The sequence below is a fragment of the Bacillus sp. ABR genome (genome assembly GCF_056172715.1).
On the sequence record NZ_JAOYSL010000003.1, the window covers coordinates 392,589 to 417,970 of the forward strand.

General features: G+C 40.5%; 22 protein-coding genes. All 22 read right to left on the reverse strand.

All coding sequences use genetic code 11. The annotated features are described in order from the left end of the window. Positions 1 to 51: 51 nt before the first annotated feature. Positions 52 to 408 (reverse strand): PTS glucitol/sorbitol transporter subunit IIA, encoded by a 357-nt coding sequence (locus OIT90_RS12060; RefSeq protein ID WP_007499733.1) that lies wholly within the window; start codon positions 406 to 408, stop codon positions 52 to 54. A gap of 26 nt (positions 409 to 434) precedes the next feature. Then, positions 435 to 1,445: a PTS glucitol/sorbitol transporter subunit IIB gene (gene srlE / locus OIT90_RS12065; protein ID WP_024426936.1), complete on the reverse strand. Its 1,011-nt coding sequence runs from the start codon at positions 1,443 to 1,445 to the stop codon at positions 435 to 437. A 13-nt stretch (positions 1,446 to 1,458) separates the two neighbouring features. Further along, a complete protein-coding gene (gene srlA, locus OIT90_RS12070; protein WP_003210918.1) occupies positions 1,459 to 1,989 on the reverse strand; it encodes a PTS glucitol/sorbitol transporter subunit IIC in 531 nt (176 codons plus the stop codon). Positions 1,990 to 2,007: 18 nt separating this feature from the next. Next, positions 2,008 to 2,439, reverse strand: a complete 432-nt coding sequence (locus OIT90_RS12075; protein WP_039178369.1) for a transcriptional regulator GutM — start codon at positions 2,437 to 2,439, stop codon at positions 2,008 to 2,010. Between the two features lie 12 nt (positions 2,440 to 2,451). Next, positions 2,452 to 3,696 (reverse strand): NAD(P)H-dependent oxidoreductase, encoded by a 1,245-nt coding sequence (locus OIT90_RS12080; RefSeq protein WP_039178366.1) that lies wholly within the window; start codon positions 3,694 to 3,696, stop codon positions 2,452 to 2,454. A 244-nt stretch (positions 3,697 to 3,940) separates the two neighbouring features. Continuing rightward, positions 3,941 to 4,879: a sugar-binding transcriptional regulator gene (locus tag OIT90_RS12085; RefSeq protein ID WP_039178363.1), complete on the reverse strand. Its 939-nt coding sequence runs from the start codon at positions 4,877 to 4,879 to the stop codon at positions 3,941 to 3,943. Between the two features lie 151 nt (positions 4,880 to 5,030). Next, entirely contained in the window at positions 5,031 to 5,810 is a 780-nt protein-coding gene (gene sigG, locus OIT90_RS12090; RefSeq protein ID WP_024424250.1) for an RNA polymerase sporulation sigma factor SigG, read from the reverse strand. Between the two features lie 143 nt (positions 5,811 to 5,953). Beyond that, entirely contained in the window at positions 5,954 to 6,673 is a 720-nt protein-coding gene (sigE, locus tag OIT90_RS12095) for an RNA polymerase sporulation sigma factor SigE (RefSeq protein WP_007499746.1), read from the reverse strand. Positions 6,674 to 6,731: 58 nt separating this feature from the next. Continuing rightward, positions 6,732 to 7,661, reverse strand: coding sequence for a sigma-E processing peptidase SpoIIGA (gene spoIIGA, locus OIT90_RS12100; RefSeq protein WP_064498414.1), 930 nt, complete (start codon positions 7,659 to 7,661; stop codon positions 6,732 to 6,734). Between the two features lie 250 nt (positions 7,662 to 7,911). Next, entirely contained in the window at positions 7,912 to 12,228 is a 4,317-nt protein-coding gene (locus OIT90_RS12105; protein ID WP_474892592.1) for a S8 family serine peptidase, read from the reverse strand. 303 nt (positions 12,229 to 12,531) lie between these two features. Then, positions 12,532 to 13,677, reverse strand: coding sequence for a cell division protein FtsZ (gene ftsZ, locus OIT90_RS12110; protein WP_024424252.1), 1,146 nt, complete (start codon positions 13,675 to 13,677; stop codon positions 12,532 to 12,534). A 33-nt stretch (positions 13,678 to 13,710) separates the two neighbouring features. Then, positions 13,711 to 15,033, reverse strand: a complete 1,323-nt coding sequence (gene ftsA / locus OIT90_RS12115) for a cell division protein FtsA (RefSeq protein WP_024424253.1) — start codon at positions 15,031 to 15,033, stop codon at positions 13,711 to 13,713. A 159-nt stretch (positions 15,034 to 15,192) separates the two neighbouring features. Continuing rightward, complete coding sequence (locus tag OIT90_RS12120) at positions 15,193 to 15,561, reverse strand: small basic family protein (protein WP_003210988.1); 369 nt, start codon at positions 15,559 to 15,561, stop codon at positions 15,193 to 15,195. Further along, positions 15,561 to 16,286 (reverse strand): DUF881 domain-containing protein, encoded by a 726-nt coding sequence (locus OIT90_RS12125; protein ID WP_058837740.1) that lies wholly within the window; start codon positions 16,284 to 16,286, stop codon positions 15,561 to 15,563. The genes OIT90_RS12120 and OIT90_RS12125 overlap by 1 nt, the downstream gene beginning before the upstream one ends. Before the next feature lie 20 nt (positions 16,287 to 16,306). Continuing rightward, complete coding sequence (locus OIT90_RS12130; RefSeq protein ID WP_039178348.1) at positions 16,307 to 16,996, reverse strand: DUF881 domain-containing protein; 690 nt, start codon at positions 16,994 to 16,996, stop codon at positions 16,307 to 16,309. Further along, positions 16,993 to 17,772: a cell division protein FtsQ/DivIB gene (locus tag OIT90_RS12135; RefSeq protein ID WP_039178345.1), complete on the reverse strand. Its 780-nt coding sequence runs from the start codon at positions 17,770 to 17,772 to the stop codon at positions 16,993 to 16,995. The genes OIT90_RS12130 and OIT90_RS12135 overlap by 4 nt, the downstream gene beginning before the upstream one ends. A gap of 127 nt (positions 17,773 to 17,899) precedes the next feature. After that, a complete protein-coding gene (murB, locus tag OIT90_RS12140) occupies positions 17,900 to 18,811 on the reverse strand; it encodes a UDP-N-acetylmuramate dehydrogenase (RefSeq protein ID WP_041084933.1) in 912 nt (303 codons plus the stop codon). A gap of 31 nt (positions 18,812 to 18,842) precedes the next feature. Further along, positions 18,843 to 19,937 (reverse strand): undecaprenyldiphospho-muramoylpentapeptide beta-N-acetylglucosaminyltransferase, encoded by a 1,095-nt coding sequence (murG, locus tag OIT90_RS12145; protein ID WP_144494984.1) that lies wholly within the window; start codon positions 19,935 to 19,937, stop codon positions 18,843 to 18,845. Positions 19,938 to 20,136: 199 nt separating this feature from the next. Then, positions 20,137 to 21,237 (reverse strand): stage V sporulation protein E, encoded by a 1,101-nt coding sequence (gene spoVE / locus OIT90_RS12150; protein WP_024424259.1) that lies wholly within the window; start codon positions 21,235 to 21,237, stop codon positions 20,137 to 20,139. Positions 21,238 to 21,296: 59 nt separating this feature from the next. Next, complete coding sequence (gene murD / locus OIT90_RS12155) at positions 21,297 to 22,643, reverse strand: UDP-N-acetylmuramoyl-L-alanine--D-glutamate ligase (protein ID WP_052196550.1); 1,347 nt, start codon at positions 22,641 to 22,643, stop codon at positions 21,297 to 21,299. A gap of 9 nt (positions 22,644 to 22,652) precedes the next feature. After that, the gene (mraY, locus tag OIT90_RS12160) at positions 22,653 to 23,627 is read right to left on the reverse strand and encodes a phospho-N-acetylmuramoyl-pentapeptide-transferase (RefSeq protein WP_003211854.1); all 975 of its coding nucleotides are present in this window, start codon (positions 23,625 to 23,627) and stop codon (positions 22,653 to 22,655) included. Positions 23,628 to 23,762: 135 nt separating this feature from the next. Continuing rightward, positions 23,763 to 25,238, reverse strand: a complete 1,476-nt coding sequence (locus OIT90_RS12165) for a UDP-N-acetylmuramoyl-L-alanyl-D-glutamate--2,6-diaminopimelate ligase (protein WP_039178333.1) — start codon at positions 25,236 to 25,238, stop codon at positions 23,763 to 23,765. Positions 25,239 to 25,382: the final 144 nt, after the last annotated feature.

The window sequence follows — 25,382 nt, forward strand, 5'->3', positions numbered from 1 at the left end:
TAAACCTCATGTAAAAAAGCTGCTCCTTTTTAGGAACAGCTTTTTTTATGGTTACGAAATTTCAATTCGTACGCCTTCTTTTATATCAGGAAACGTGTGCGGGGATGCAAATACAGCTCCTGGTAATACATCATCAAACGGCTCTTGGAAGTAGATCGAAATATGGCCGAGCTCTTTAAAGTTGTCATTTGCTTTATTGCCGAGGGCTGTGATCGTGTACGTTTGATCGCCCACTTGAATGGTTCCGCCCAGCTTCAGCGGCTCTTCCTCTAGATGTTCGAACTCATGAATGACAGACATATCTCTTAATTCCTGCGGCGCTGCGGGTCCAAATAATACAATCAGCTTATCTTCTTTAAATTGCGGGACTAAGATCCCAATTTCTTTTACGACAGATTGTGTTACCATGTATCTCGATTCCTCCTTTAATACGTTTAATACATACCGAAGCTAGCAACGTATGCGATCACAACAGATAGAACCCCTGTAATGAGACGGCTATACAAAACAGCTGGTACCCCATATTGTACCGTTTCCGGCTTCGCTTCACCAAGTGACAGCCCCACTGGAATAAAATCACACCCTACTTGACCGTTGATGGCAAATAGTGCAGGAAGTGCAAATTGAGGCGGAATGTTTCCTAGTGCGATTTGACTACCAATCAGAACGCCGATAACTTGGGCAATGACTGCTCCAGGTCCTAAGACTGGTGATAGGAACGGCAATGTACAGACCACTACGAGCAGTAAGAGCCCCCAAAGAGATCCTGCCAAAGGTGATAGAAAATGGGCAATCAGGTCACCAATTTTTGTATAATTGATAATTCCAATTAACATACTGACAAATGCCATGAATGGAATAATGTTTTTCAAAAGCATATCAACAGAATCACGGCCAGCCTGGTAGAACGTACCGGTGACTTTCCCAATTCCACGCGAGAATCTCATCAGAAAATTGCCTTTTTCCTGCCGCTCGATATTTTCCTCTTTCAGCTTTGCATACGTCTCTTTGAAATTCTCTTTGTCAATCGACTCACTGTTTTCCTGACCTTCTGCTTTTGCCTCACCATCAGATGCTTCTGCATAGGAAATATCTTTTTCTGTTACGCCTGATACGAAGATATCTTCTGTAATATGTTTAGCAAGCGGTCCAGAAGGAGAGGATGCCAAAACGTCTACAGTAGGAATGCGTTTCATTGGATAAAGTCCGATTCGCGCTGTTCCTCCGCAGTCAATGACAACACACATCATTTCATCTTCTGGTATGGAGTTTTTAAAGCCGTCACATGCTTCTGTCCCTGTCATTTCTGCAATTTTACGTGCAACTGGGTGAATGCCTCCACCTGTAATGGAAACAACCTTTCTTCTTTTACCAGTTGGTTCAAGCTCTAAGCCTTCTCCCCATCCGCCAGCACCTTTTGCAACAAATACTTTGTGGTTTGTCATGTTTAACCCTCCCCTATTGTGAATTCGCTTTCATTTTTCCTGCTAAATATTTTGTAATCCATTCAGTAATGATTCCGCGTAGTAAAATGACGACGATCCCGACTAAGAAGTAACGAACAGCAAGCTCTGACATTGAATATCCAGCTTCTTTAATCCCGTTCGCAATTCCCAAGTAGACAAATAGTTCTCCTGCGTTGGCATACGGGAACAGTGATGTCACCGGATGAACAAATGAAACAGCTGAATCATAGAATGCTGGTTTTTGTTTTTCAGGTAAGAAGCGGCCAAACGTATAAGCCATTGGGTTTGTCAAAATAAGAACGGATAAGATCGGCATTAACGTGTAGCGCAAAATGGTATACTTCGCTGCAAACTGAATGGCTCTATTCACTCGCTCTTCTCCAATAAATTTCATGACAGCATAAGTGAAAGTAAGTAACACAACAAGCGTTGGAACGATACCTGTAACAAGACCCATGAATTGCTTTCCGCCGGCTTCAAACATTCCGATAAAGTGCTCTCCAAACCATTGAATCCATTCCATGTTTCATCTCCCCTTTCTTTAGTTCACATTTGTTATATTTTTTTTCGAAATCGAGACAAGTGCCTGCTCAGCCGCCATGGATAGTGCTTGCATGACAGCTGGCGTCTTTTTACGTTTTTTCAATGTTTTCTTCATCATGTGGTGCTCGTCCAGCACAGCCCCTACATGCTTTCCTTCATATGAAGGAACTTCTTTAAATTTAGATAAGATCGACACGCCGCCAAGCACATGACATTTTTGAATGATATACGATTCATCCACAATGATGAGCGCAATAGCCCCAGGGCCAACTTTGCGCCGTTCCATTCCTGAAAATAAGTGATAGCCCTGTTTCCCTCTGTAGTCATCAATTAGTGAGTCCATGCTTTTGCGGTAATACTTGATTTGAATAAAAGATAATCCATACTGCACGATGAGAATGATACAAAGTACGATTGCTAATTTTTCCATAGCTTCACGTCCTTATGATTGAAATAAGTGATCTTGTAATGAACGCAGCTTCCAAACCGTTGTGTTTGAATCAAGCTCTACATCATCATGAGTGAGGAACTGTCCTAATTTGATGTCTTTTTTCGCTACGACTTTTCCGCTGATTAAGCCAATTGGAATATGACCGTTCGATTTCATGTCTTGATGCGTTTCAAGTACACCTCTTACGGAGTATCCGCCAATTCCGTCAAGTGATTCTCCTGCTTGAATATCTCTTTTCGCAACAGCGACTGTTTCTGACACTGGTACACCAATCGGGTGGATCGATGAGTCATGCTGTAAGACCGCTTTTGCGATGGTAACAGGTGTTTCAAGACTCGCTAAGTGGAAAGGACGGTAAAGCGTGTAGTGAGGACCTTTTCCAACTTTTAAGTAACGAAGCTCTTCATCTACTGGCTCAAGATCACTCTTAACGATAACGAATACGCCTGGTGCTAGCCCATTTACATATTCAACGACTCCGAAGTTATCGAGCACGCCGCCTTGTTGTTTTTGATTCAATTTATCTGCCACATTCTCTAAATTTGCTTCGACTCCGTGCATACCGACTTTATCTGGCAAAAGCCCTGTCGCGTTACTTAATAAGTTCATTTCTGCCATTGTTTTTGTCCCGTCTTGGAAGGCAGCGAGCATATGTGCACTCATATGTTTACTATCTGCTTCAGCTTTACACGTATCTGGATTTGCTTCTGGGAAGAATGGGTTGTTCTTGCCTTTCCCAGCAACGAGCACCTCAAGTCCCATTGTTTTCGCAAATTCATATAATTCTAGTGTTGCTGCCGGTTCGTCACCAGCTGATCCAGAGTAAACAAGTCCTGCATTTGTGAATAATTTATGCATCACCAAACCGATGGTAATATCAACTTCTACATTTAAAAGAACGAGATGTTTTTTTGAATTAAGCGCTTCCAAAGAAATGTTTGCTCCGACCTCTGGAACTCCTGTTGCATCTACAACTACTTCCACAAAATCTGATTGAATCACTTCTCTATAATCATTTGTGACGACCATTTGATGTGGCTTCGCATGCTGCTTGTAAAAATTCGCTGCCTTCTCTGCTGCACTAAGGTGAATATCACAAACACCTGCTACAATCATGCCTGGAATTTTAGAAATTTGTGAAATGAGTCCAAAGCCCATTTGGCCTGCCCCAATAATTCCTACTTTGATTGGATCTCCACTGCGTTCTCGAGCTAACAATTGTTGATAGATTGACATAAAAATCATCCTTTCAGGTTTTCTTGCTTCTCTGGTAGATTGCTAGAAAAATAATCTGAAACTTTTAACAAATGTTATAAAAATTAACAAAAATCTGTTTCTTGTAACATTTGTTATTTTATTTATCATTTGTTATGAACTTAGTTTATATGATGTGTCAACTTTGTGTCAAGCTAAAATCGATAAAATTTTCAATCTTTTTGAGTCTAAAGACTCAAAAAAACTACCTAATCATATTAGGTAGTTACTTTAACAAGGCATCTCCTGTTCGTTCATCTGTAATTAATACATGAATTAATCCACCTTCTAATGCTGCCCTGATCGCTTCAATTTTCTCTTCTCCTCCAGCGACACCAATGACTAGCGGGATTTCCTTCAGCTTTTGCGGGCTTATGCCCATTACCCGGTCGTTCCACGGGTGGGGATACACTTCCCCTTGATGATCAATAAAGTTATAGCAAATGTCACCCGCCACATCCTTCGCTTGAAGAATATCCTCCTCACCGCTTGTCATATAAGATTTCACCATCGTTGAATGCTGCGGAACCCCGCCAATTCCGACAACCGCAATATTTGATGATTCTCCTAGTTTAATCACTTTTTTGATTGATGGCTGCCGGATTAGTACGTCCTTCGCTTCTTTCGTATCAAGCATAACAGGCACATGTAAAAACTCACATTTAGATTTGAGTGCTTCTGTGCACCTTGCAATAATATAGTTGGCGTGGATATCAACATCTTCGTTTCCCACACCCCCGACAAGCGGAACAAATGTCACGGATGGAAAGTGCTGAACTGACGTAAGCGCTTTCGCCATTTCATGCAAAGTGGTTCCTGAGGAAAAACCGATAACTTGTCCATCCTTTATTACTTTTAACAAAAAGCCTGCCGCTGCAGCGCCGATTCGGCTTTTGGTTGTTTCTTGGCTGAGCGTTTCCACACAGACGACTTCTCGCAGCCCATATTTCCGCTCTATTTTTCTTTCTAATGATCCATATTGTTGATTCACTTCATCATGAATAATGATTTCCACGATTCCTGCTTCACGTGCTTTTGCCAAATATTTCGATATGAGCGAACGGCTAACCCCAACAGCTTCTGCTATTTTAGATTGAGTGGCGCCTTCTTCATAATACATATGCGCAACCTTTATGAGCAGCCTTCTTTCATCATGGAATGTCATAATAACCCTTCTTTCCGCTTAAGTGTTCCCTAACAAATGATATCTAAAATAACATTTGTTAAAAACAGATTAAATGAAAAAAATAACAGAGTCAATACTAGAGACGTGCTCTCTCACAAGAATGAAAAAAGCCGCACATGAAGCGGCGGCTTTAAAAGATATTTTTATTCATTTGTTTGATGGCTGCTTTTTCAAGTCTTGAGACTTGTGCTTGAGAAATCCCGATCTCTTCAGCGACTTCCATTTGCGTTTTTCCCTGGAAGAAACGTTTGCGGAGAATCATTTTTTCTCGATCATTCAATCGGCGCATTCCCTCTTTTAAGGCTAATTCCTCTACCCATTGTGTGTCTTTGTTCCGATCATCACTAATTTGATCCATCACATAAATCGGATCTCCTCCGTCATTATAAATCGGTTCAAACAAAGAAACAGGATCTTGAATCGCATCTAGGGCAAAGACAATTTCCTCATGAGGCACTTCCAGCACTTTGGCAATGTCTTCTGCCGTTGGCTCCTTGCTTGTCTCACTAATCAGCCTCTCACGGACCTGAAGCGCTTTATAGGCAATATCTCTTAGTGAACGAGACACCCGAATCGGGTTGTTATCACGCAAGTATCGACGGATTTCTCCTATGATCATAGGGACCGCATAAGTTGAAAATCTGACATTGTGGCTTAAATCAAAATTATCAATTGATTTCATTAATCCGATACAGCCTACTTGGAAGAGATCATCCACATACTCGCCTCTGTTGTTAAAACGCTGAATCACACTTAAAACCAACCGCAAATTGCCATTGACTAGCTTTTCTCTTGCTGTATCGTCACCTTCATCTTGCAGCTGTCTGAACAATTTTCTCATCTCTTCGTTTTTCAGAACAGGCAGTTTGGAGGTGTCGACTCCGCAGATTTCCACTTTATTTCTGGACACTTTTTTCCCTCCCTACAGGAGCTGTTGTACAAAGTTCAGTATCTCCTTGGGATGGAAAAATATGCACGAGTGATGATGAGAATCATGAGAAAAGAAGTTGATTCCTTTGACAGCAAAGGGACAGAGCTTTCAAAAAAATTTTTTTAGACCATTTTGTTAAATTCTTTTTGTAATCGTTTAATAATTCTTTTTTCAAGCCTCGAAATATACGATTGAGAAATTCCTAGCATGTCAGCGACATCTTTTTGGGTTTTTTCTTCACCGCCGACCAAACCGAACCTGAGCTCCATGATCTGCTTTTCGCGGTCATTTAATTGCTCCAGCGCTTTTTTCAAAAGTTTTTTATCTACATTTGCTTCAATATCCCGCGTGATAATATCATCATCTGTTCCAAGGACGTCTGATAAAAGCAGTTCATTTCCGTCCCAATCAATGTTGAGCGGCTCATCAAACGACACTTCTGAACGAATTTTATTATTCCGGCGCAAATACATCAAAATCTCATTTTCAATACATCTCGAAGCATATGTCGCGAGCTTGATCTTTTTTTCTGGGTTAAATGTATTGACCGCCTTAATCAGGCCAATGGTTCCAATACTAATTAAATCCTCAATATTAATCCCTGTGTTTTCAAATTTTCTTGCGATGTAGACCACCAACCGCAAATTTCTTTCGATCAGGATGGCTCTTGCTGTTTGATCACCTTTTGGTAATTTGACAAGCAGTTCCTGCTCTTCATCCTTTGATAATGGCGGCGGCAGCGCCTCACTACCACCAATATAATAAATCTCATCACTCTTTAGACCTAGCTTCATGAGGAGTTTATACCAGTAGTAAGTAAGTTTAAATTTTAATTTTTTCATCTTCTTCTCCCTTCTAAATGTCAAGTTGACCTCGTAAGATAAAAGACATCACCAAAACTTAAGACACCCCTTGGATGATTTTTCCGTCTAACATATCTGGATGAATGATGGATTGAAATTCCTGATCTGCTGATAAACCGCTTAGACTCATGCCTACAAAACACTTGGCTGGCTGGATCATATGTGTTTTTGAATAAATGATGACCGTATCTGGTTTTAAGCATAGAAGAAACCCGTGATCATGACCGACCGCCCGATATGGAACAAGTCTTAAACGATCAAGAAGCGGAAATTGATCATCGAGCTTTTGCATCACTTCAACAGGATGAGACTGCTTCATAAGCTCTATAAAAGGCTCCCCACAAATGGACATAAGCTGATCGGCCTGAACGATCATCACAGGTGTTTTCGTCATAGGATCATACAGCTGATTGCCAGAATCGACGAGTCCCTTTAGCCGGATGGTCTCTCCGTGAATGTGTATCTCCACAAGTACTTGTTCATCAAACTGTCTTTTTTTCGCACCGACCTCTCCTAATCTTTTCTTTGAAAAGAGCCAAATCGCAGGAAAGCCAGTTAAAACGAAAAGCCAGCTAATGGGATCACCAAATCCATCATTTTGTGAAATCAGCAGCCCGTTTTGAATAACAGTATTGGTTTGTAAAAACGAATGAACCCCGATCATGCCTCCTCCCATCAAAAATGTGACAAAGTAAAAAGCAAACAGGTTTTGAAAAAAGGAACGAAATCTTTGAAATCCAAAAGTTGCAAGCACGATCAAGACAGAAAAAAGCAGTTTGCCTAGAGGGTGTGACACAAACATTGCAAATGGTGTAAAGAGCAAGAGAACAATGCTCGATCCAATCAGAGCTCCTAACATATATCGCCTTTTTTTTACTTGTCGTTTGAGAATAAATGCAGTGAGTAAGAGAAGCAATAGATCAAAACAAAAGTTTAACAGCCAAATCACATCTAAATAAATGACCACCTTCTGCTCCTTTCATCTGAAACAAAGAATCAAAAGCAGTACTTGCACTTGTTTGTACCAGTATAAAACAGCCATGAGATGGAAGTCTGTCAATTCTTGTTGGGGATGATAGAGAACTTTTGGTGGATTGTTATTGTTTTTGTCGAGGAATGAGAGCGTAAAGCAAGGGAGTGTGCTCCTGGACAAGCCTTCAAACAATTGTTCGAAATGAAAAAGACACACTCCTAGGAGTCGTGCCTTTTTTCAAGGATTATTTTTCATTGATATTTAATGTGCCTGGAGCCTTTTGTCGTGTGACATTTCCATAATCATCCCGCACAATCACTTCAATGACTGCACCTTTTGCTTTGGCAGTAGAGGTAGCTGTCCAGTAGCCTTCATATGTTCCGTTAGCTACCTCGCGAAGCGGCAGCTCTGTTGTATTTTGCAGCTTTGATCTAGCATTTGTCAGCGGCATATGAATGACAAACGTTGCGTCTAACTTTTCTCTGCTGTGAAATGAAATTTTAACAGACTCACCTGATGATAGATTGACATTCTCTGCTGGGGTCAGCTTCGAAATTTCAGGTGCTTCGTATTGAACATCGATATCGACTTTTTTAGTCGTTTTGTTTCCTGCTGCATCTTTCGCTGTTACTTTGATCGTATTTTTCCCGTTTTCAAGCAGTATTCTTGCAGTATATTTCCCATCTTTTATTGCTGCCTTTTTTCCATCCACAGTGACTTGATCAAGATGATCATCCGTTACCTTTCCTTCTACAGTGAGAGATTCTTTGTTAGACTTTTCCCCTTTTTTCGGTGTATCTATCGTTAACGCTGGGGCTGTTTGATCAATGATCACCTTTACTGATTTGGATTTTTTCGTTGCGCCTTTATCCGTAACAGTAGCAGCCGTGAATACATGCTCTCCGCTTGACACTGTGACCTTCTCTTTGAAAACACCTGACTGGTCTGCTTTTACTTTGGCAATCTCTTCATCATTTTGATAGATCGCTACATCAAGCCCTGGAGAGGCTTTTCCTTCAATCTCCAGTTCATCTTTGTTCGTGACCGTTCCTGCTTTTGGAGACGTTATTTCTGGTACATCTGCTTCATATTGGACAAGCGCACGAATCATATAATTTCCCTCTTCTTTTGGAGAAGGAGAAAAGGCACCGCTTGTCAGCTGCCAACTTCTTTCAGCATTTGGTCCATCTTCATCTGTTGCAAGGCCTGGAGATTCCGTATTCTTTTTCGTTTGAATATAGACAAGGTAGAAATCTCCCTCCACCGTAATGGCTTGATCTTCTAAATCTACTTTTGTCCATTCACCATTGCGCAGCGCATTCGCTTTGAAAGGTCCAGCGACTTTCTCACCTGGAGCGCCGTCCTTCCCGGATGCATCATACACTTCAACCGCAAATTCATTCCCGCCAGGGGCTGGCCACTCTGTTGTCCAGAAACGGAAAAGCCCACCTGTGACTTGCGCTTGTTTCTTCCCCTTTTCTAATGAAAATTTCACCGCCCAGCCATTGCCAGGATCATAGAACGCCCGCGCATTTTCAGCTGTTCCGTCATCGTAGCCAATTTCGCCAGCAAAACCGATGAATGGTTCAAGTTTAATTGCTTTTTCAAGCGGCTTTTCTGTCACATCCGCTGTAAACGAATATCCTTTAAACCCTTTCGCAAATACTTTGACTGTATACACACCGCTCAATGCCTCTAGAGAAAACTCGCCAGATTCATCTGTTTTGACCGGCTCAATTTTCGCATCTTCTACAAGATAAACCGTGGCATCCTTGACTTTTTCACCCGTTGTTTCGTTTACAATTGTGCCGGAGATCGTTCGTTTCTCAAGTGGCTGCAAAGAGAAATTCGCCTCTGCCGTGTCATTTGAGGAAATATTGACTTTTTGGGTGCGTGATTCAAATCCATATGCTTCAGCTTTCACTGTAAACTCCCCTGCACCATGAGAAAGCTGATATCTCCCTGTCGCTTCATCTGTGTACGTGGACTTGCCGCTTTCAAGAACACTGATTTCTGCCTTCATCGGAAGAGCTTTGATAGACGGAGCATCTAAGCTTTTTTCCTTTTTCATCTGGACATGTTTTTCTTTTATTTTAGCAGGCTTTAACCTTTTAGGGTCAACGGGTTTCTTCTGCTCCTGTGCTGGCTTTTCTTTTTTGATGATGCCAAGTTGTTTCTTTGCCTTTTGAGGCAAGGCTTCATCTGTTATTTTCACATCATCTAAATAAAAACCGTCTTTTGTCACACTGCCATCCGTTCTAAGCTGAAAAATAACCCTCACGTTTTGACCTTTGTAGGCAGATAAATCAACTTCTCCTTTTGTCCATGCACTTGTTTTACCTGTATAGGCTGCCACCTGGACAGCATCTTCCCCCTCAGGCTGCACATGAATATGCACATAGTCATAATTTGCTTCAAGGTCATGCCAGTATTGATATTGTAAAAAGGAAGAGCCTGACTCAGGTACAGCAATCATCGGCATAGATAAATGAGCATCTGTTGAATTTTCATAAGGACTGTCTAGGTTTGTGGCGTAAACATGATCTCCAGTAAAGGCTTGTTTCGGACCTGTGGTCGGCTTTCCCCACTGCCAAGGATCTTTTGTTCCACCACTGAACCATCCACTAGGCCATGCTTCAAAATCTTGCGAGTAGCCAGTCGTGATGGATGTTTTAATCGGAAGCGTATACGGTTCTGATGCGGCTTCATTTTCTCCAAAATCTTTCACAATCCATCGATACGTGACGTTTTCTCCCTCAAGTTCTGGCAGCTGGACAACATATGTCCCCTTTAAATGATTTCCATCCGTACGTTTTGCTTGCAGCGTCTCCCTTTTCCCTTGATCCACTTGATAGCTCAAGGAGACATTTGTCACAGCTACTTCATCTTCTGCTGTGATGCTTAGAGGAGTTGGCGTAGAGGCAAAAATTTCATTCGGTCCTTTATGAGAAAAAACAGGTGGTTCTGTATCTTCTCCTTCTTTTGTTACCTGTCCTTCAATCTTGCCAATTCCATCTGTTAATGCTGTGATCGCCTCTCTTGCATCAACTAATCCTGCCCCATAGCCATTGTTAGGGGATTCCGGGAATTGCTGATCTGTCAGCGGCTTTGCAGTATCAATGAGAATTTCTTCGATCTCTTCCACAGACAGATCTGACTGTACTTGGCGAAGAAGAGCCACAACAGCTGAAACATGCGGACCTGCCATCGAGGTTCCATTCCAGCCATCCTCATACCCTTTTCCAGGTATAGAAGAACGAATGTTTACCCCTGGGGCCGCAATATCTGGTTTCATGACGCCATATGGAGAGGGACCTTGCAAAGAGAAAGAACCCAATTTGTTGTTTTGATCTGTTGCACCCGTCGCAAAGGCTTCTGGATAGTTCGCAGGATTTGCAATAGATCCCTCACCGCCAGGGTTAAATAAATCCGTATTACCAGCTGAAAACTCTGGGAAGATATCTGCCGCTCTCCAAGCATTGACCACATCTTTATACCAATCATCTAGACCAGGCCCGCCGCCCCAAGAATTATTGACTACATCTGGTGCCTTTTCTGGATGAGGGTTTCCGTTTTCATCTTTTGGGGCTAAAATCCATTCACCTGCGTCAAGCAGATCAGCATCTGATCCACCATCTTCTGAGAAAGCTTTCACCGCAATCCATTTTGCACCTGGTGCGACGCCAATTTGATTCTCTCCATTTGGCTCAGAGCCAACCATCGTTCCCGTCACATGTGTACCATGCTCTAAATCATCGTATGGCGTTTCAGAACCTGTCGTTGCATCGTACCAATTGAATTCATGTGAAGGTTCATTCGGACGTGCAGGATCAAATCCGCGGTACTTTTCTTTTAATGCAGGATGATCCCATTCCACACCTGTATCAATACTTGCCACAACGGTACCAGTACCGTCATAGCCTAAAGCCCATGCTTCTGGGGCATGAACTTGAGAAATATTCCACTCGATTCCATCTGCTGCTTTGATTTGTTTGTTCGGCTTTGAAGTCTTCAAATCAACAGGACGATGAATTTGACGGATTTCATTTGGGAGCACTTGATCTACTTCTGGGAAGGAAGCAACCTTTTCCATGACTTCTTTCGTTCCCGTCACAGCGAGACCATTCACAATATAGTACGAATGAATATCCTTCACTTGCTTTTTCTTTTGTGCCTTTTGTAAATAAGCAAGCAGCGCTTCCTGCGTCTCTTCAGATGTTGCTCTTAGTTCTGATACAACAGCTGATCTTTTTGTGTACTGCGTTTTAGCAGCTGTTAACTTCTGTTTTTTTGCTTTTGACACAGCATCCTTCGCCACTTTTTTGACATTTGTTTGTTCCTTCATTTTGACTAAAAAGGTCACCTTGTCTTCTTGTTGAAACTGTTTCATTAACCTAGATGAGATCTTGGCTTTTGTTTTCTTGGAGGAAACAGCTTCCTCTTGATATGAGGTAGAAGTCGATTTTGCTTGAACCATCCCAAAGCTTGTCATCGTTAAAGTACCAATCACCAAAAGACTCATCAAACGATAGCCGGCGGTTTTGTGAAACTTCACTTTCAATCAAATCCCTCCTCCTCAAATGGTCAAACAGAGTGCGGGTCTCACTCCTCCCTTTCCTTTGTTCATGACAAGATTCATGGTGTTCTATTTAATGTAGTCAAATAAAGATCATCATTTTGTCGCTTTTTGTAATAGGATTTAAAAATGATTCTTTTTACTTAATCACTCTAAGCCAAAATACACATTTTGAATGAAGTGACCCAGACAGATTTAAGACTTTTTGATTAGTAGTCATACGGGTTTCTTTATATATGAGACATGAAAAAAATCCCCTTCCAATGGAAGGGGATGAGTAATACTTGATTAGCGTTTATTACGATTGCGCAAGAACGTTGGGATATCCAGCGTATCATCGCTTGATTGTGTATTTTGTCTCGGCTGAGATGATGGCTGCTGATGCTCCTCACGTTTCACTTCACGCTTTTGAGGAATGGATTGATTTTGCTTTAATCCTTGTCCTAATGGATTTCTTTGTGGTTTTGTCACCTCTGGCTCTTGCTCAATAAATCCAGTTGCGATCACGGTTACCACAATTTCATCCTTCAAGTTATCATTAATGACAGACCCGAAAATCATGTTTACATCTTCGTCAGATGCAGAAGCAACAATGTCCGCTGCTTCTTGTACCTCATAAAGGCTTAGGTTCGTACCACCAGTAATATTCATGATGACACCTTGTGCACCATCGATTGCCGTTTCCAGAAGCGGTGAAGAAATAGCTTTCTTCGCAGCTTCAGCAGCACGATTTTCACCTGTTGCGACACCAATACCCATAAGAGCAGAACCTTTATTAGACATGATCGTTTTCACGTCAGCAAAGTCAAGGTTGATTAAACCTGGTGTAGCAATAAGATCTGAGATCCCTTGAACACCTTGTCGTAGTACGTTATCTGCTGCACGGAATGCTTCAAGCATTGGCGTGTTTTTATCAACAATTTCAAGCAAGCGATCGTTTGGAATCACAATTAATGTGTCAACTGCTTCTTTCATAGAAGCAATTCCTTCTACTGCTTGAAGCTGACGTTTTCTTCCTTCAAATGTGAAAGGACGAGTCACGACTCCAACTGTCAATGCACCAGAATCTTTTGCGATTTTTGCAATGACAGGTGCAGCACCCGTACCAGTTCCACCGCCCATACCAGCAGTAACAAAGACCATGTCTGCGCCTTTTAATACTTCTTCAATCTGTTCTTTGCTTTCCTCAGCAGCTTTTTTACCGACTTCAGGATTCGCACCTGCTCCAAGCCCTCTTGTCAGCTTAGCACCGATTTGCATTTTCGTTTCTGCTTTTGATAGATTTAACGCCTGTGCATCTGTATTAACTGCAATGAAATCGACACCTTGTACGTCATTTTCGATCATTCGGTTGACAGCGTTATTTCCGCCTCCACCTACTCCGATTACTTTAATTGATGCTAGGCCGTCTATATTTGTTTCAAACTCCAACATGCTGAATCCTCCTAATCCGTCGAAAATCTAATTCTATTCCCAGAACATATTAAATAGTTTTTTCATTTTGCCCGGTTTTTTATTTGTCTCTTCTTGTGCTTTTTGTTTTACTTTCGGTCTTGGCTGCGCTTCTTTTACTTGTGGTGCAGAAGAAACCGGCTCCATGGATGCGCCTACTTCATGAAACGCCTCATCCGGCATTTGGAATCCAACCTGTCTGCCCTGAATCTTTGCATTGCGATAAGCAAAGTGGATCAGACCCACTCCTGTCATATACTGAGGTTCTCTCACCCCAATATAATTCGGACTTGCAATTCTAACATTGTTTTGCAAGACCGTTTGTGCAAGAGAAAGGATACCTGGTATAGCTGCCTGTCCACCTGTTAGAACGAATCCGCCAGGCAAATCATGGACACCCATATTTCTTAATTCCTCTGCCACAAAGAGCAAGATTTCTTCCAGCCGAGCTTCGATGATATTGGCCGCTTCAAGCTGTGTATACGTCTGTTTCTGATCGGTACCGATGACAGAAACTTCAAATGTTTCCTCAGACGATGCCTCATCATAAAACGCATGTCCAAATTGTTTTTTGATTCGTTCAGCTTCTTCAGTAGAAGTTCTAAGTCCTATAGACAAATCTTTTGTAATGTTCTCTCCGCCCAAAGGGATACTGTGAGTAGAATAGAGATGCCCGTTTTCAAATACGGAAATCGTTGTAGATCCGCCGCCAATATCGACGAGAGCTACCCCTAGATTTTTTTCATCTTTCGATAATGCTGCTGAGCCCGATGCGAGCGGCTGCAAGCAAATATCCATAATTTCAATTCCAGCTCTCTCTACACATCGGAGCCAGTTATGTAGAATCGTTTTAGAACCTGTAATTAACGATCCATCCACCTCTAGCCGAACACCAAGCATTTTTTTCGGATCAGTGATCTCATCTCTTCCGTCGACGATAAATTGCCTCGGGATGACGTCTACGACGAGATGTTCTTGAGGAATAGATACTACCTGTGCAGCATCTAAGACACGTCTCACATCTTCAGCATGTATTTCTTTGTTTTCACTAGATACTGCGACCACGCCGCTCGTATTCTGAATATGAATGTGGTTTCCGTTAATTCCGACAATCGCCTTTTGTAAAGGAAAACCTACCATTCTTTCAGCCTGTTCAAATGCTTGTCTAATAGAATGAACTGTCTCATCTATATCAACAATCGATCCTTTTTTTAACCCTTCTGAAGGGACATTTCCAACACCTATAATGTTAAGCGAATCATCCGCCATTTCTCCGACGATGACTTTAATATTGGATGTACCGATGTCAAGGCTGACGTAAATTTCATTGTTGTTCATTCTATGGCACCTCCTCACATATCAATACTTTCTATTCTATTATTTGCTGAACAACAATACAATGAATGTGTTTTTACAAGTGTGTAACAAAACTTAAAAAATCAACATTTTTTATTAGGATTACTGAAAATATTCGTTACATCATATGTATATCCTTTTTTATGACTCACTTTTTTTCTTTTTTTCTCTAGAAATTGTCCATTTAGTTAGTAGAATTCTTCGAATAACTGCTATATTTTGAAACAATCTAACGCCGAAAGCAAACATTCCGACTAAATACAAGTCTACACCAAGATGGACGCCCAGAAAAGCTAAACTTATTGCAAGTATAATATTAAAAAAGAAGCCTGATACAAACACTAGTTCATCGTATGCCCCTTGCAGATGTGCCCTGATTCCACCAATCAATGTATCAAGTGCAGCAAGTACAGCGAGGGAAAGATAATTAGAATACTCATTCGGTATCGTAAAATTTGTTAAGAAACCGATCGCAACTCCTATGATTAAGCCAAGTACAGGAAGCCACATTAAGATTTCCCCTCCTTTACATCGTCAAGAGGCTTCAACTCGTTTACCTGAATTGCACCGTCATATGCTTTTAATTGTATTTGTTGCTTTGGCTGGCTAATACTCAAGCCGAAATTTTCCTGAGCAAACAAATCAGCAATATCTGATACATTTAAACGGCTGTATAATTTGTCGGCCTGGTCGCTGATCATCTTGATGGTCACTTCATCACCATCTAAGCTGTAGCCATCCATTTTTGTCGTGCCATTAATATCTCGAATCACACTAGTATTAATCACACGGTGGTCATTAATGGAAATATGCTTTGCCCCATACATATTGGCTTCGTTGATTAGCTTTTTCAGAAGATCAGGCGGGATATTTTTCACTTCTTCTCCAGTCAGATCCTTTGAGAAGAGCTGAGAGATATCAACTTCAATTCCCTCTCCTGTCACTTCTGTAAAACCAGCCTTTTCTTTTAAATCTTTTAATGTTTTTGTTAGTTGAGCTTCTTTTGATTGATCACCTTGATGACCATACTTTTTCAGCATTTCATCATATTTATCAATTTCTTTCAGTAAATCCAATTCTTTACTTTTAGATGCAGATAAATCCTCTCTTAGCTCCCACACATCGCGAGTATCACGAACTTTGGGCTTTTGCAATGAGTTAAATTGGATGGAGACCATGATGCCGAATATCACCATTAAGACTGTCAAACTAAGTAAAGGCTTCTTTTTCCTCAACACCACTCACCTTTTCACTTTTAATCTTTGTGTTTTAAAAGAGGATTCATACGAATATCCTTTTTTTCAATCGTCATCGAAATATGATCACTTGTCAGCTGATCGACCACTCCTCCTGCAATATTTAATGCAGGTATTAACACAGCCGGATCACCGATAGCAGAAATGACAAACGGCGCTGGATGCTGTACACCGTCAACTGTGACAACTGGGCCGTTACAATGTATGTATGATTGGTGTGTAATTCTCTGTCCATTAATAGATACGGCAGAGGCTCCTGATATAAATAGTTCGTTTATCACATGAAAAATGTGGCTCTCATGAACAATGTAATTATTGACATTTTGTCCACTCGGGATATAAGATGCATCTTCAAGGGATACTTTTACCCCTTTTCCTTTTACGCCGATCTCTCCTGTAAACATCCTGTATTTCTCAACATCTTCCAATACATTAAAATACTGCTCTTTTTCATTTTTCAAATTGGACTCAGTGGCTTGAACCTGTGATTGAAGGCTGTATAATTCTTTTTCAAGTTTCTGATTCGCCTTTTCTTGCTTTGTCAGCTGACTTTTCAAGGAGTATTCTTTTTTCCATTGCTCTGTGCGAATGACCTCTGCCTGATGCTGCTTAGTATATTGGTATGAAAAAGAAATCAGAAAACCAAGAACAAGCATTACAATTGAGAATATAACTGTTTTGCCTCTCAACGTTCATCTTCCTTTTTCTTAGATTTAAACGCTTCAAAATACGTCGCGACTTCCATATGGATTGTGCCTTTTTCAGAAGGTGAAAGTTCTTTTACAATGGCAGGATAGGTTTCCATTTTATCAGCGAATGTTTTAATTGATGCAATCACAGTGTTCCCATCATTCATATAAAATTTAACGAGCCATTGGTTTGAGCTTGTCGGCACATAATATATTTCCGAGATGAGTTCCTGAATAGAGGCTGGCAGCTGATTTAAAGATCTTACAGTTTGCTTCAGCTTCTCTTTATTGTCCCAATCCACAAAAATAGGTCCTGCATGACTTGGTGTGACTTCTTCTGGTAATGCTGTCCCATTTTCAAGAAGCTCATAGTATAGATTTCCCTTTTGAAGATACGCAATATTGGCATATTCTTTGACAGCAATACTGACCTTATTTGGAAAATGTTTTTTGATACTGACACTTTTAATCAGTTTGTTTTGTTTAATATGATCTGCTGTTAAATCTTTATTTAAATTCCAAAACTCTGTTTCGCCTTCTTTGATTTGAGAAAGTTTCACAAGCTGTTTTGTAGGGACATGCTCGTTACCCGTAATAGTTAAAGAAGAAATTTTACTGATTGGTGTCTGCAAATAAATAATGATTAAAACCATGATAAAAAACAGTAGAATAAAAGAGATTAGTCTCCGGTTCGCTTTCTGCTTCCTTTGTTCTTTAATTTTAGGAATTCGTTCTTCTATATTGACGATCTTTTCATTTTCATGATCAGGTCGCATGAATATTCTTCACCCCATTCAAAGCTGCTTGTCCACACCTTTGGGTCATCATTTTGATGAGAAAACAAACGGCATTCTTTCATGCCGTTTGTTTTCCTGTGATGCCATCATTCATAAAAACTAGCTTTTAATTTGCTTCACCGATAATTTCTACTTCTGTATGCATATCTACATTGTAGTCATCTTTAATTTTCTTTTGGATGTACTGAATTAAGTCCAGCACGTCTTGAGCAGTAGCACCACCAGCGTTCACAATAAAGTTGCCATGCATATCAGAGATTCTTGCTCCGCCAATTTGGTACCCTTTTAAATTCGCTTTTTCTACAAGCTGTCCTGCATATTCAGGCAGCGGATTTCGAAAAATACTTCCGGCACATGGTCGATTATAAGGCTGTGTTTCCTTACGATAGTCTTTATTTTGCTGCATTTTCTTTGTGATTTTCTCGCGATCATCCTGTTTGAGCTTAAACACGGCCTCGAGAACAATGCCTGGTCGTTCCTTTTGAAGGACAGATGTTCTATAGCTAAAGTTCATCTGCTCATTTGTTAGCCACTCGATGCTTCCATCTTCAAATAAGATTCTCGCTTTCACAAGGATCTTACTAATATCAGATCCGTGCGCACCTGCGTTCATATAAACAGCACCGCCAATAGATCCCGGGATACCAGCTGCAAACTCCAGCCCTGAAAGACCCTGCTTACTAAGAGACGTTGCAAGCCTTACAACAGAATAGCCGCCGCCAACTGTAATTTCTTCATCATTTACAGTTAAATGATCAAGTCCAGCGCCTAACTTCAGGACAACGCCACGTATTCCTTTATCAAGTACGAGTAAATTCGACCCTCTCCCAATAACCGTCCAGTCCGCGTGGTGTTTTTTTATCTGATCCATGATCGTTTTAACTGCATCGATATCTTTAGGAACGATCAATAGATCTGCCGGCCCGCCTATTTTCATTGTCGTATGATTTGCAAGCGGCTCATTTTCAAGCACTTTACCGACTTGCGCTTCTAATAATTCATTCTTCAAGTTCTCCATATTACCCTCCGCCTTACCTAATATCATTCCATCATGTAGTCGTAATTTCTTTTAATACATTATATAAACGTCCAGCCGCATCTGGTACTCCAAGTTCTTTTGTTAAGCGGCTCATTTCGTTTAACTTTTCTTCATTACCAGCAATTTCATCAATGGCATGAAGAAGACTCTCTCCAGAAAGCTCTGATTCTCTTAAAACGATTGCAGCGTCATGCTTTTCTAGTGATCTTGCATTAATTTCCTGGTGATTTGCTGTGACGTATGGGCTTGGAATAAAAATAGTTGGGATTCCAAGGGCTGTCACTTCAGCAATCGTTGTGGCACCCGCTCTTGCAACAATCACATCAATTGATTTCAAGTACTCCGGCATTTGGTGCAAGAAAGGCTTTGTGATCATATTAGGTGCTGCATCTTTTTCCTTTAGTTCGTTCAGCACTTTTTCATAATGAACCTCACCTGTGATATATAAAAGCTGATAGTTCTTAGCCTTTAATTCATTTTGCATGTCAATGACTGCTCTATTAATCGGTGCAGCCCCCCGGCTCCCGCCAAAAATAAGAACTGTTTTTTTCTTTTCATCCAGCCCAAAATCTTTAAGAGATTTCCCCTCTTTTATAGAGACGACTTCAGAGGCTCTAGGGTTTCCCGTAAATACAACCTTTTCAGAAGGAAAATGTTCCTTTGCTTCTTCAAAGCAGATGGCTACCTTATCAACATATCTCGCCAGAAACTTATTTGTGATTCCAGGCAGACTGTTCTGTTCGTGAATAATAGTCGGGATTTTCAGCTTAGAAGCTGCATAAACAACAGGGCCGCACACATAACCACCTGTTCCAATGACCGCATCTGGCTTGAATTCTTTTAAGTAAGATTTACTTTTTTGAACGCCCTTTAGAAATCTCATCACCGTTTTTACGTTATCAAAGGAAAGCTTTCTTTTAAAACCTGAAATTTCTATGGACTTGAAAGGGATATTTTCTCTTTCTACAATTTTCTTTTCAAGTCCATTTTCAGTACCAATATATAAAAATTCTACATTAGGATGCAGTCTTTTCACTTCTTTAATAAAAGCTAAGGCCGGATAAATATGTCCGCCTGTTCCGCCTCCACTGATTACTATACGCATTATACCATTTCCCCTCAATTTTTTTCTGCTCTGAACAAAGTATAAACCCTGTTTTAAACAACAGGGCTCCGTTAAAACCTGTAAAGAAGAGTCAAAAAAACATGTTTTCAATACGAAAGCTGTCTTTTTCACTCTTCAAATCATTTTTTTGTACTTTTGCAAAATAAATGTCATCATGGTTTCATTAACTAGCAGCACATTAATATCTAGCGTACCTGCTTACATTCAGAAGTACGCCAATTGCCATCAGCATTAATGTCAGTGATGAGCCGCCATAACTTAGGAATGGGAGCGTGATCCCTGTCACAGGGATGAGTCCAGTAACAACTGCGATATTAATCATCACTTGAATGGCAACCATTGAAATAATGCCAACTGCTAGGAAACTTCCGTATAAGTCTGGGGCTCCAAGTGCTATTCGTATGCCTCTCCATAATAGAACACTAAAGAGCAGCAAAATGAGTGATCCTCCTATAAAGCCAAGCTCTTCAGACAATATCGCAAAGATGAAGTCTGTTTGAGGCTCAGGTAAATAAAAGAATTTCTGTCTACTTTGACCGAGACCCATTCCGAACAGACCGCCTGGACCAACAGCGTATAAGGATTGAATAATTTGAAACCCACTGCCTAGTGGATCTTCCCAAGGATTTAAGTACGATGTAATTCGTTTTATGCGGTAGGGCGCTGATAAGACGAGTGCAGCAAATCCGCTGAGCCCTAAAAGACCGAGAAATATAAAGTGAGCAATTCTCGCACCTGAAACAAATATCATAATAATACAGGTTCCAACCATTACCGTCCCTGTTCCCAAATCTGGCTGCAGCATTATGATGGCAAATGCAGAAAAGACAATGCCTAATGCTGGTGCGAAACCTTTACGAAAGGATGTGATATTTTTTTGTTTTTCAGATAAGAATTTTGCAAGAAACGCAATCATCGCAAGCTTCATAAATTCAGAGGGCTGAATACTAAACGCACCGACACCGATCCAGCTTCTTGATCCATTTCTCTCCATACCGATACCTGGAATAAGTACAAGCAGTAAAAGGAGAAAACAAACAGCAATCAATATCTTTGACCAAGTCCGCCACGTCCAATAATCGACTCGCATAATGAAAAACATCGCGATAACTCCGATTCCGGCAAACAAAAGCTGTCTTTTTGCAAAATAAAACGAATCATCAAATTTATACGATGCCCACACAGCACTAGCGCTGTACACCATAATTAAACCAATCGTCAATAAAAGTAACGTAATGACAACAAGCAAAAAGTCCGGAGAAGTTTTCTTATTCGTCAAGAGACCGACACCCCAAGCATAATTCATTTGGGCTGTCAGTCATTATGAGAGACAAGCCCTTATTTAAGCATATGCACGGCGTTTACAAACATGTCTCCACGTTCTTCAAATGTTTTATGTTGATCCCAGCTTGCACAAGCCGGGGATAATAAAATCACGTCTTCTTCTTCAGAAATGTTAAACGCCGCAGGTACTGCTTGTTCAACATTATCGACATGTTTTACGTGATGTATTCCCAGTTCTTCACCAAGCTTCACAAACTTAGGTGCCGTCTCACCAAATGTGATGATTCCTTTTACATTTTTCATAAAAGGCTTCAATTCATCAAATTCATTACCGCGATCAAGCCCGCCGGCTAGTAAAATGGTCGGCTGCTTAAAAGCTGACAATGCTTTACTTGTTGCCAGTATATTGGTGGCTTTACTATCGTTATAGAATTTTCTGCTTTGAATTGTATCTACAAACTGGAGACGATGCTTCACTCCACTAAAAGTCGTGAGAACGTGTGCGATTGCTTCATTTGAACAGCCTGTATTTTTCACGACACATATAGCTGCCAAAATATTTTCTTGGTTATGCTCACCAGGAAGAACAACATCCTTTAAATCGATGATATGTTCATTCATGTAGTAAATTGCACCATTTTTAATATACGCACCATGTTCTACTTGCTCTTTTACCGAGAAAAATACTTTTTTTGCTTTTGAAGCTTCGGCTAGTTTTACAACTGATGGATCATCAAGGTTAATGACAGCTATGTCATCTTCAAGTTGATGTGCGTATACTTTCTGCTTTGCTTTTTCATATTCATCACGAGTGTGGTGATAGTCTAAATGTGCATCAAAAATATTTAATATTAAGCTGATTTTAGGTCTAAAATCAACTGTTCCCATTAACTGAAAAGAAGACAGCTCAGTTACAATCCACTCATCGCCAGCTGCCTTTGCAGCGACTTCGCTGGCAACTGTGCCAATATTACCTGCCACTAAAGTTTTTTGACTATCGCTTTTCAGCATTTCATAAATCAAAGTCGTGGTAGTGGTTTTTCCATTTGATCCAGTAATCCCAATAAAAGGAGCTGAGGTTAAATGATAAGCTAATTCAATTTCCGTCCAAACTGGAATTTGGCGGCGAATCGCCTCTTGAACCATCACATTTTCATATGGAATTCCTGGATTTTTAATTAAAATCGTTATTTCATTATCATCGAACATACGAAGAGGATGGCTGCCACAAATGACATCAATCCCCTTTTCAGAAAGAAGCTGAGCAGGTTCATTTTCTTCAAACGGCTTTTGGTCATTTACTATGACATTTACTCCATGCTCATGAAGAATTGAAGCTGCCGCATATCCGCTTTTTGCAAGACCTAATACTAGTACATGTTCGTTTTTTAACATTTGCATCTTATTCAATTATAACCACACCTCGATGTAAATTCCTAAAACAGCAAGTAATAAACCAGCTGTCCAGAAGGTGACAACTACTCTCCACTCAGACCAGCCAACTAATTCATAGTGGTGGTGAAGCGGACTCATCTTAAAGATTCTTTTTCCAGTTGTTTTAAAGGAGATCACTTGAAGAATAACGGATAACGTTTCGACAACAAATACTCCTCCAATAATGACAAGTAAAATTTCAAGCTTTGTTAAAATGGCAATCGCTACAATCGCTCCGCCTAAAGCAAGCGACCCTGTATCGCCCATAAATACTTTTGCAGGATGCGCGTTAAACACAAGAAACCCAAGAACGGCTCCAGCAACAGCTACTGAAAAGATCGCTACATCGTACTGTGATTGATTCCAAGCCAGTATAGCAAAGGCTCCAAAGGCAATAGCAGCGGTACCAGATAATAGACCATCCAGTCCATCCGTTAAGTTCACAGCATTTGAACCCCCGACAAGCATGAAAACGACAAGGATAAAGTAAGCCCATCCTAAATCGAAGCTGACATCTGTTCCTGGAATGCGAATCGTCGTTGCAAACTGATAATAATGGAAGACTGCATAAAAAATCACTGCGATCACAATTTGACCGATTAATTTCTGTTTCGATGTTAAACCTAGGTTTCGTTTCATCGCTACTTTAATATAATCATCTAAAAATCCTAATAGACCGTAGCCAAGCGTGACAAATAACAATAAAAACATTTCTGGACTAATCTCAGAAAATTTGTTGATCATCACAATCGTCGTAATTGTGATAGAAAAGATAATCATAATTCCGCCCATTGTCGGAGTACCTGATTTCTTTTGGTGAGACTGTGGTCCTTCTTCTCTAATACTTTGACCAAATTTAAGTCTTCTTAAAAACGGAATAAAAATCGGGGATAAAAGAACACTGATTAAAAATCCCATTATGATTGTAAACAATATCACCTGTTCAAGCATCGTTCTTTACTCCTTCCGAATTTCCAAAGCCGTTTTCCATCAGAAAATTGCATTCATTATTAAGGTATTCATTCGCGTTCTTCGTATGTTGTTTTTGTACAAAATGCTTCATTTCATTACACTCTTTTCATCATTTTAAGATTTGTTTAGATCTAAAATAGCGTCCATTGCAACCTTTGCATCATCAAAATCGTACACTTGATCGCCAACGATTTGATATGTCTCATGGCCTTTACCCGCTATTAAGACTGTATCGCCTTTTTTCGCATTGGCAATTGCAAAAAAGATGGCTTGTTTGCGATTCACAAAGCTATGATAATATGCGTCTGGCACACCATTTTCCATATCCTTTAAGATAGCTGAAGGATCTTCGCTTCTTGGGTTGTCTGATGTAAATACAGGCTCATCTGCATACTTCACAGCGATTTGGGCCATTTGAGGACGCTTTGTTTTATCACGGTCGCCGCCGCAGCCTATCACACAGAAAATTTTGCCGGCTGTTAATTCTCTACACGTTGTCAGGACATTTTCTAAGCTGTCAGGTGTATGGGCGTAATCGACGATCACAGGGAAATCTTGATCACAGTTCACAAGTTCAAATCGGCCTTTGACTCCCTCCAGCTCTTCAATAGCACTTACAATCGTTTCAAATGTTAAGCCAGATACGATCCCTACTGATACAGCTGCTAGGATGTTGTACACATTAAACTTACCGATGAGGGCAACTGTCACATTTTTGGTGCCAATTGGAGTGATTAAATCAAATTGAGTTCCCTTGGGCTTGATTTGAATATTCTTTGCCATGACATCTGCTTTTTGCTCTAAGCCATATGTCATGACTTCAGCAGCTGTCACTTTTTCATAGTAACTCGAAGCATCATCATCCGCATTTAAAATCGCATGCTTTGGCTTATCGTGATGAAAGGCACTGCCCAGCTGTGAAAACAGCAAGCTTTTCGCATGTTTATATTCTTCCATTGTGTTGTGGTAGTCAAGATGGTCCTGCGAAAGGTTTGTGAAAACGGCAATATCATAATCACATCCATGTACCCTGCCAAGATGCAGTGCGTGTGATGATACTTCCATAATGGCTGTGTCTACATCTTGATCAAGCATCTGTTTAAAGGTCTTCTGAAGTGTGACACTTTCAGGTGTCGTGTTTTTCACATCGAGAATGTCATCATTCACCTTCATATACATCGTACCGATTAAGCCTGTTTTCTTTTCGGCTTTTCTCATCATTTGTTCAATCATGTGTGTTGTGGAAGTTTTTCCGTTTGTGCCTGTGATCCCGATGAGATTCAGCTTATGAGTTGGCTGTTCGTAAAACGCATCAGCTATTCTTGCAAGAGCTCTTTGAGAGTGTTTCACAATAATGACTGGTACATCTGTTATGTTAAGAGGGTGTTCTGCTACAATCGCTGCAGCCCCGCTTTTCACCGCTTTTTCAGCATAATCGTGTCCATCTACTGTATAGCCTTTTATACAGACAAAAAGGCTTCCTTTTTTCACCTCTCTAGAATCCATTTCGATGGAAGTGATATCAGGATTTTCGTTTATTAATTCGTTGTTTTCACTTTTAAAGTATGTAAGGAGTTCTTGTAATTTCATTTCATATCAAACCTCTCAAATTCGTTCACGTGCATGTCTTGCGAAAAAAACACACAGTCTATATTTTATCGTAAAAAAAAGGATACATCCAGCGTATTCCTTAAGTTTCTCTTGGAAAAAACACACTTTAGGTTCTTTTTTTCA